A 7,898-nucleotide genomic window follows, 5' to 3' on the forward strand; every position below is an offset into this window, starting at 1 on the left:
GCCGCTCGTGGCGGCTCGGACTGCGGATCGGGGCCCGGCGCCCTTCGGGCCGACCTGGGGCCCGCTGGCTGCGGGTCCGACAAGCCGTTGTCTACTGAGCGTCCGGGCCCGACCCGGGTCGCACCTGCCGACCCGGCGATCCCTCCCTCGCCCCCGTGCGCTGGACCTGGCTCGCAGTGGCGGCGTACCTGCGGGGTACACCGCCCCGTGGCCCAGCGGCGTTCGACGACTGCGTGGAGATTCTCCGGTCGGACGTCCTGTGGTGGACCCGGCCGAACCTACCGGCCGCCGCCCGCTGTCTGTCAACACCGGCACGACCTGCACGGTTTCCCCAAATGAGCAGGTCAGTACGGACAGTGTTCAGCCGTCACCCCGCGCGAAGGGCACATCGTTCGGGGGTACGTGCGCGGTGGCGGGTCACCCTTGCGGCCTACGCCTCGTACACCGTGCGTCCGCCGACCACGGTCCGCAGGCAGACCGGGAGTTCGGTGCCGGGGGTGAGGTCGGGCAGCCCGGGGGTGCCGGAGCGGGGGTCGGTGGACCAGTTGGCGACCCGGGTGTCGGGGACCTGCACCACCAGCTCGCCGGTCCGCCAGACCGCGTAGTCGGCGGGGGCGCCGGGCACCAGCACGCCCGCGTCGTCCCGGCCGATGGCGCGCCAGCCGCCGCGGGTGTGGGCGGTGAAGGCGGCCCGTACCGAGATCCGGTGCTCGGGGGTCCGGTGGAAGGCCGCGGCCCGTACGGTGCCCCAGGGGTCGAGCGGGGTGACCGGGCTGTCCGAGCCCAGGGCGAGCGGGACGCCGGCCCGCAGCATGGCGGCGAAGGGGTTCAGGGTGCGGGCGCGGTCCGCGCCGAGCCGGGTGGCGTACATGCCCTCGGTGCCGCCCCAGGCGGCGTCGAAGGCGGGCTGCACCGAGGCGGTCAGGGCGAGTTCGGCGAAGGCGGCCACCAGCTCGGGGCTGAGCATCTCGGCGTGCTCCACCCGGTGCCGGGCGGCTCGGACGCGCTCCAGGCCCAGTTCCTCGGCGGCGGCCCGGACGCCCTCCACCACGGTGCTCACCGCGGCGTCCCCGATGGCGTGGAATCCGGCCTGCATCCCGGCCCGGGTGCAGGCGGTGACGTGTGCGGCGACCGCCGCGGCGTCCAGGTAGGCGGCCCCGGTGTGCGCGGCGTCGGCGTAGGGCTCGAGCAGGCAGGCGGTGTGCGAGCCCAGCGCGCCGTCCACGAACAGGTCGCCGGCGGCGCCCACCGCGCCGAGTTCGCGCACCTTCTTCAGGTCCTCGGTGCCGGTGACGGCCTCGGCCCAATAGCCGACCACCCGCGGCCCGGGGATCCGCGCGGCGAGCTCCAGCAGCCCGGTGAAGTCGTCCTCGCTGGAGATGTCCGGGCCGCCGCACTCGTGGATCGAGCCGATGCCCAGCGAGGCGGCGTGCGCCAGCGCGGTGCGCTGCGCCTCGGCGCGCTGTGCGGGGCTCACACCTGCGAACGCCACGGCGCGCACCGCGTGATGGGCCGCGGTGGTCAGCGGCCCGTCCGGGTGGAAGCCGGAGCGCTGCGCGACACCGGGCACCAGGTCCAGCAGCGCGGTGGTGACGACGGCGGAGTGCACATCGACGCGGGAGAGGTAGAGCGGCCGGCCGCCGGCGGCCCGGTCCAGCTCAGCACGGGTCGGGGGCCGCTGCTCGGGCCAGCGGGTGGCGTCCCAGCCGTGGCCCAGCAGCACCGGTTCGGTGGGGCGGGCGGCGGCGTGCGCGCGGATCAGCTCCAGCGCCTCGGGCAGGCTCTCGGCACCGGTGAGGTCCAGGCCGGTGAGGGTGAGACCGGTGGACGTGGTGTGCACATGCGCATCTGTGAACGCCGGGGTGACCAGTGCGCCGTCCAGGTCGACGACCTCGTCCACGCCGTCCGCGAAGCCGTCCGCCGCGCCCTCGGAACCCACCCAGGCGATGGTGCCGCGCTCCACGATCATCGCGGTGGCGAACGGGTCGGCGGGGCTGTGCACCTCGCCGCCGCGCAGGAGTACGGTGCGTCGGCTGTCGTCGTCCGCCGCCTGGGCGCTGGAGGCGGCGGGGGCTGTGCGATCGGTCATGGGTCCAGTGTCGCCTGCGGACTCAGACCTGCGGCGGGCGGGCCTCGTACGGGGTGGAGAGGACCACGGTGGTGCGCGTGGACACCCCGGCCAGCGAGCGGATCCGGCTGAGCAGGTGCTCCAGTTCCAGCGGGGTGGCCACCCGCACCTTGAGGATGTAGTTCTCCTCGCCGGCGACGCTGTGGCAGGCCTCGATCTCCGCGACCCCGGCGAGCCGGTCCGCGATGTCGTCGGGGGCGCTGGGGTCGAAGGGTTTGACCGAGATGAAGGCGGTGAGGGGCAGCCCGACGGCCTCCGGGTCCACCACCGCCGCGTAGCCGCGGATCACACCCCGCTGCTCCAGGCGCCGCACGCGCTGATGGACCGCCGAGGTGGACAGGCCGGTGGCCTTGCCCAGGTCGGTGTAGCTCATCCGCCCGTCCTTGACGAGCAGTTCCACGATCTGTCTGTCGAGCTCCTCCACAGCCGATCACCTTAGGGGGTCGGGGCGGGCGGAGCACAGCCGGAGCGCACCGGGGGCACGGGCATGCGCCACCGCGCACCTGCGCCCGGCATGTGACCAATGACACATCCACCGGCCGGTGTCCACCGGAGCGCCGCGATTACCCGGCGGTCGCCAGGGGAAATGCTTGCTGTGGTCGAGGCCGCCGTGCCTCCCGGCCCACCCGAGGGGGAGAACGACATGCCCAATCCTGAGCGCCTCGACGAAGGCGACACCGACACCTACGAAACGTACGAGACCTACGAGATCTTCCGGGTCGTCTGCCCGGACTGCGCACGGCCGCTGGCCCTGCTGGCGGACGAGGACGTGCTGCCGGAGCACGCGCTGTGCCCCTCCCCGTGGAACCCGTTCGGTCTCACCGTGTGCCCCGGTACGGGCCGCGCGGCGGCGGACGCCGCGCCCGCGGACGACCTCCCCGGCGCCCAGGAGCAGGACGCGGCGCTGCTGCTGACGCTGCCGGAGAGCCTGGACTGGCGTACCCAGCCGTTCTCGCACATCGGCGGCCCCGGCTCGCGCCCGATGCGGGTGCCGGGCATGCGGTCCCGCACCTAGCGCCGCCGCACCAGCCGACACCCACTGACCGGGTCCGCCGCCGGACCCGGCCCCAGGGCTGCCCGGGCCGGGCCGTACCGGGTAGCCGCGGGCCCGCGGGCGTGCGAGCCTGAACAGTGTCCCCCGCAGCCGGAGCGGAGGTGCGCACTGTGCCTTTCAGGGCCCATGCCCGCTCGTTCTCGAACGGCATCTTCATCGCCCTGTTCGGGTACATCGCGCTGGTCATCCTCGTCGACCGGATCACCCCCCAGTACTTCCGGCTCGACGCCTACGCGGCGATGGCCCCCCTGGTGGCCGCCGCGCTGTGCAGCTTCCGGCAGGCCGTGATCATCGCCGCGGTGGACTTCCTGGCGGTCGTGGTCCTCAGCGGCTGGGTCCCGGACGACCCGCACAACGTCAACCGGATCTCGACCGTGGTGGGCAACGCCCTGCTGGCGGGCGCCAGCATCATGGTGGCCTGGCTGATGCGCGAGCGGGACGGTCTGCTGCACCGGCTGCTGGTCACCGGCGAGGCGGCGCAGCGCGCCCTGCTGCGGCAGCTGCCCCTGCGCAGCCATGACGTCACCGTGGACGGCTTCTACGTCTCCTCGCAGCAGGACGCGCTGGTCGGCGGCGACATCTACGAGGTCGTGGAGACTCCGTACGGCACCCGGGTGCTCATCGGCGATGTGCAGGGCAAGGGGTTGCGCACCCTGGGCGCCGGGGCGGCGGTGCTCACCGCGTTCCGGGAGGCGGCGTACTACCGGCGGGGCCTGGAGGGCGGGGTGGTCGCCATGGAGCAGGGGCTGCGCCGCTACGTCAGCTCCTCGGCGGGCGACACCGAGTCGACGGCGGGCGGTGAGCTGGACCGGGAGCGGTTCGTCACCGCGCTGGTGTTCGGCGTCGACCAGACGGCGGCCGTCCCGGACGAGCGGGCCGTACCGCTGTCCTTCGTGGCCTGCGGGCACCTCGCCCCCTACCTCATCCAGTCGGACGGCACGGTACGCGAGCTGGAGCCGGAGGAGCCCGGGCTGCCGCTGGGCCTGGGGGAGCTGGTGTCCCGGCCGCGGGCCGTCCAGCACATCACCGTCCCGGCCGACGCCCGGGTGTTCACCTGCACCGACGGGGTGACCGAGGCGCGCGGGCCGGGCGGGGAGTTCTATCCGCTGGCCGACCGGCTGGGCGGCTGGGCGAGGCTGCCCACCCCCGAACTGCTGGCTCGGCTCCAGGAGGACCTGGAGCTGCACACCGGGGGCCGGCTGCAGGACGACGCGGCGGCGCTGGTCATGGAGCGGACCGCCCCGGCCCCGGACCCCACCGCGGACCCGGGCGCCACCGCCGGCGCGGACGGCGACGCCGGCAGCACCCGCGCGGACCCGGGCCACCGGCCGACCGGTCGGCTCCGGCGCGGTGCGGGCCGCTGAGCGCGGTACGGGCCGCGGGCGCGGGGGTCTTGGGCCGGGGTCAGCGGCTGAAGAGTTCGAAGGAGACGGCCGGACGTCCGCCGAACCGCTTGCCCGCCGCCGCCATGGTGCCCTCCAGGAAGGTGCGGCAGTACGTCTCGGGCTCCTCGTCGGTGAGCGCCTCGATATAGCTGCGGTGCGCCAGCAGGGACCGTACGGCCCGCTCGGCACCGGCCGTCGCGTCCACCGCGTGGCTGGGGTGCGGGGACCCGGCGACCGCCACATGGCGCACCCCGTTCCACGGTTCGAGGCCCTGCTCGGCGAGGTCCGGGAAGATCCAGCGGTTCCCGGCGTCGCCCACCGCGTCCAGTACCGCCCGGCCCACCGCCCGGTGGTCGGGGGTGTTCCAGGCGACGCCGCCCCATGTGTCGTGGTGGTTGAGGGTGATCACCAGCTCGGGCCGGTGGCGGCGGATCGCGGCGGCGAAGTCGCGGCGCAGCCCGATCCCGTACTCGATCACGCCGTCCCGATGGTCCAGGAACTCCACCGAGTCCACGCCCACCTCCGCGGCGGCGGCCCACTGCTCCCGGGCGCGCAGCGGGCCGCACTCCTCGGGGGCGATGCCGTCGATGCCTGCCTCACCGACGGTGGCCAGCAGATAGGCGACCGTACGCCCCTCGTCGGTCCAGCGGGCGATGGCCGCGGACACCCCGTACTCCAGGTCGTCCGGGTGCGCCACGATCGCCAGGGCGCGCTGCCAGTCGGTGGGCATCGGTGTCAACTGTTCGGTGCTCATCGGGCCTCCTCCATGATCCGCACTGGGCAGCGTAGGCGCCGCGGGCGATCGCCACCGCCCGGGGCAGCAAGCGCGGTTCTGCGCGCAGCCGGTCCAGCGCCTCGGAGTGCCGGAAGAGGGTCAGCAGCGCGGTGGTGATCTGGCTGGTGACCGGCTCCTGGCCGGCCACCAGGAGCTGGAAGACGACGGAGTCCCGTTCCTGGCGGGTCAGTTCGCCTGCCCGGCAGGCCGCGTTCAGCCGACCGAGCGGGTCGTCGGCGGGCTGGGCCGTCTTGGCCGCGACGACCTCGGCGATATGGCCCTGGAGGCCGTGCGGCAGCGCCTCGTACCGCGGTCGGCCCGGGTCCGGCGGCCCCACCGGCTGCACCACCTTGCGCCATTCGCGGCGGAACCCCGCGGCCAGCCGCGGCGGCAGGCCGATGACCTCGGCGAGCACCAAAAAAGGGGAAGCGGGCCGCGAAGCAGGAGGCGGCCGGGCGGCGGGTCGCCCGGGAGGGCGACATCGGTGGGCGGGGCGCGCGCCCCAAAAGCGTTCCATCATCAGGAAGTCGGCCGCCGTGACCCGCTGGTTCCCGGGCCGCGGGAGGAGAATCCTCACGCGCCGTACCAGGGCTGTCGGGCGCGATGCCGGGCCCAGGACGTGCCACGATGACCGCTCCCCCTACCCCGCCGATGGTTCTCTGTGGAGCGGTGATGACCCCACGTCAGCACAGTCCGGCCGTGGTTCTGGCCGGCTTCCTTCTGCTGCTCGCCACGATGTTCGGCGTCGCCTACGCCGCGGGCCGGGCCGCCGGGCCGGTGGCGCCCGGGCTGCACCGTACGGGTGGCGGCTCGGGCCACGGCTCCGACGACGGCGGCGGCATGGGCGGCATGCACGGGATGGAGGGCGGCCGATGAGCGCCCCCACCGCACCCGCCGCCACCACCGAGCTGGTGGTGGGCGGAATGAGCTGTGCCGCGTGTGTGGCGCGGATCGAGAAGCGGCTCGGCCGGATCCCCGGGGTCAGCGCGACCGTCAACCTGGCCACCGGCCGGGCGCGGGTGAGCCATCCGCCGGACGTGCCGGTGAGTGAGCTGGTGGCGGTGGTCGTGGCGGCGGGCTTCACCGCCGAGCCGCCCGCCCCGCCGGCGGCGAAGGCGGAGCCGGCGCCGACGGAGGCGGAGGCGGAGCCGGTCGGAGGGCGGCGGCTGCTGGTCACGGCCCTGCTGTCGGTGCCGGTCATGGCGCTGTCCATGGTGCCGGGGCTGCAGTTCCGCAACTGGCAGTGGCTGTGCCTGGTGCTGGCCGCACCGGTCGCGGTGTGGGGGTCCTGGCCCTTCCACGAGCGGGCGCTGCGCGGGCTGCGGCACGGCGGCGCGACCATGGACACCCTGGTCTCGCTGGGCGTGATCGCGTCCTTCGGCTGGTCGCTGTACGCACTGTTCCTCGGCGGGGCCGGGGAACCGGGCATGACCATGCCGTTCTCGCTGCTGCCCTCGGCCCCGGACGGCACCGCCCATGTGTATCTGGAGGCGGCGGTCGGCGTACCGCTGTTCGTGCTGACCGGGCGGCTGCTGGAGGCCCGGGCCCGGCACGGCACCGGTTCGGCGCTGCGCGCGCTGGCCCGGCTGGCCGCCAAGGAGGTCGCGGTACGGGACGCCGACGGCACCGAACGCCTGGTGCCGATCGAGGAACTGCGGATCGGCGACCGGTTCGTGGTGCGCCCCGGGGAACGGGTGGCCACCGACGGGATGGTGGTGGACGGCAGCTCCGCGCTGGACCTGTCGCTGGTCACCGGGGAGAGCGCACCGGTCGAGGTGGGTCCCGGTTCGGCGGTGGTGGGCGGCGCGGTCAACTCCGGCGGGCTGCTGGAGGTACGGGCCGAGGCGGTCGGCGCCGACACCCAGCTGGCCCGGATCACCCGTCTGGTCACCGAGGCCCAGGCGGGCAAGGCCAGGGCGCAGCGGCTGGCCGACGCGGTCGCCGGGGTGTTCGTGCCGGCCGTGCTGGCGGTGGCCGTCACCGTGCTGGGCTTCTGGCTGGGGGCGGGCGGCGATCCGCAGGCGGCGGTGACGGCCGCGGTGGCCGTACTGGTGGTGGCCTGCCCGTGCGCGCTGGGGCTGGCCACCCCCACCGCGCTGCTGGCCGCCACCGGGCGCGGCGCCCAGCTGGGCATCCTGGTCCGCGGCCCGCAGGCGCTGGAGAGTCTGCGCCGGGTGGACACCGTGGTGCTGGACAAGACCGGCACGCTCACCCACGGGGCGCTGGACGTGGTGGCGGTGACGGTGCGCCCGGACGGGCTGGCCGCGGCCGAGGCGGTGCGGCTGGCCGGCGCGGTGGAGCAGGGCTCGGAGCACCCGGTGGGGCGGGCGGTGGCCGGCTATGCGCGCCGGGCCCAGGACGGGGCGGCACTGCCGGGGGTACGGGGCTTCACCGCTACCGCGGGCCTGGGGGTGACCGGCGAGGTGGCCGGCCACCGGGTGGCGATGACCCGCCCGGACGGCCCCGGCGGCCTCCCGGACCCCATCGACCCCACCAGCACTCACCCCGCCTCACTCACCAGCCCCACCGACACCGACCTCGCCGGCTCTCCCCGCC

General features: G+C 75.1%; 8 protein-coding genes. 4 read left to right on the forward strand and 4 right to left on the reverse strand.

Going from position 1 to position 7,898, the window contains the following annotated elements:
- Nucleotides 1–430: 430 nt before the first annotated feature.
- Together E4099_RS01865 and E4099_RS01870 are read right to left on the reverse strand one after the other, a co-directional pair.
- Nucleotides 431–2,089, reverse strand: coding sequence for an amidohydrolase (locus E4099_RS01865; RefSeq protein WP_135337111.1), 1,659 nt, complete (start codon nt 2,087–2,089; stop codon nt 431–433).
- 22 nt (nt 2,090–2,111) lie between these two features.
- Nucleotides 2,112–2,552, reverse strand: a complete 441-nt coding sequence (locus E4099_RS01870; protein ID WP_135337112.1) for an Lrp/AsnC family transcriptional regulator — start codon at nt 2,550–2,552, stop codon at nt 2,112–2,114.
- A 219-nt stretch (nt 2,553–2,771) separates the two neighbouring features.
- On the opposite strand from E4099_RS01870, the gene E4099_RS01875 reads away from it, so the two are divergent.
- Both E4099_RS01875 and E4099_RS01880 read left to right on the forward strand, forming a co-directional pair.
- Nucleotides 2,772–3,143 (forward strand): hypothetical protein, encoded by a 372-nt coding sequence (locus E4099_RS01875; RefSeq protein WP_135337113.1) that lies wholly within the window; start codon nt 2,772–2,774, stop codon nt 3,141–3,143.
- A gap of 140 nt (nt 3,144–3,283) precedes the next feature.
- On the forward strand, nt 3,284–4,546 hold the full coding sequence (locus E4099_RS01880; protein ID WP_135337114.1) for a PP2C family protein-serine/threonine phosphatase: 1,263 nt from the start codon (nt 3,284–3,286) through the stop codon (nt 4,544–4,546).
- 40 nt (nt 4,547–4,586) lie between these two features.
- Here E4099_RS01880 and E4099_RS01885 read toward each other — a convergent pair whose 3' ends face one another.
- Together E4099_RS01885 and E4099_RS35000 are read right to left on the reverse strand one after the other, a co-directional pair.
- A complete protein-coding gene (locus E4099_RS01885; protein ID WP_342451898.1) occupies nt 4,587–5,234 on the reverse strand; it encodes a PIG-L deacetylase family protein in 648 nt (215 codons plus the stop codon).
- On the reverse strand, nt 5,164–5,757 hold the full coding sequence (locus tag E4099_RS35000) for a cytochrome P450 family protein (protein WP_342451899.1): 594 nt from the start codon (nt 5,755–5,757) through the stop codon (nt 5,164–5,166). The genes E4099_RS01885 and E4099_RS35000 overlap by 71 nt, the downstream gene beginning before the upstream one ends.
- A gap of 257 nt (nt 5,758–6,014) precedes the next feature.
- Here E4099_RS35000 and E4099_RS01895 point away from each other — a divergent pair, with 257 nt between their 5' ends.
- Nucleotides 6,015–6,218, forward strand: a complete 204-nt coding sequence (locus E4099_RS01895) for a hypothetical protein (RefSeq protein WP_135337116.1) — start codon at nt 6,015–6,017, stop codon at nt 6,216–6,218.
- Nucleotides 6,215–7,898, forward strand: a 1,684-nt coding sequence (locus E4099_RS01900) for a heavy metal translocating P-type ATPase (RefSeq protein ID WP_135337117.1), incomplete at its 3' end; no start/stop codon positions are given. The genes E4099_RS01895 and E4099_RS01900, both read left to right, overlap by 4 nt.

Source organism: Streptomyces palmae (assembly GCF_004684805.1).
In the GTDB taxonomy this organism is placed as follows: Bacteria; Actinomycetota; Actinomycetes; order Streptomycetales; family Streptomycetaceae; genus Streptomyces; species Streptomyces palmae.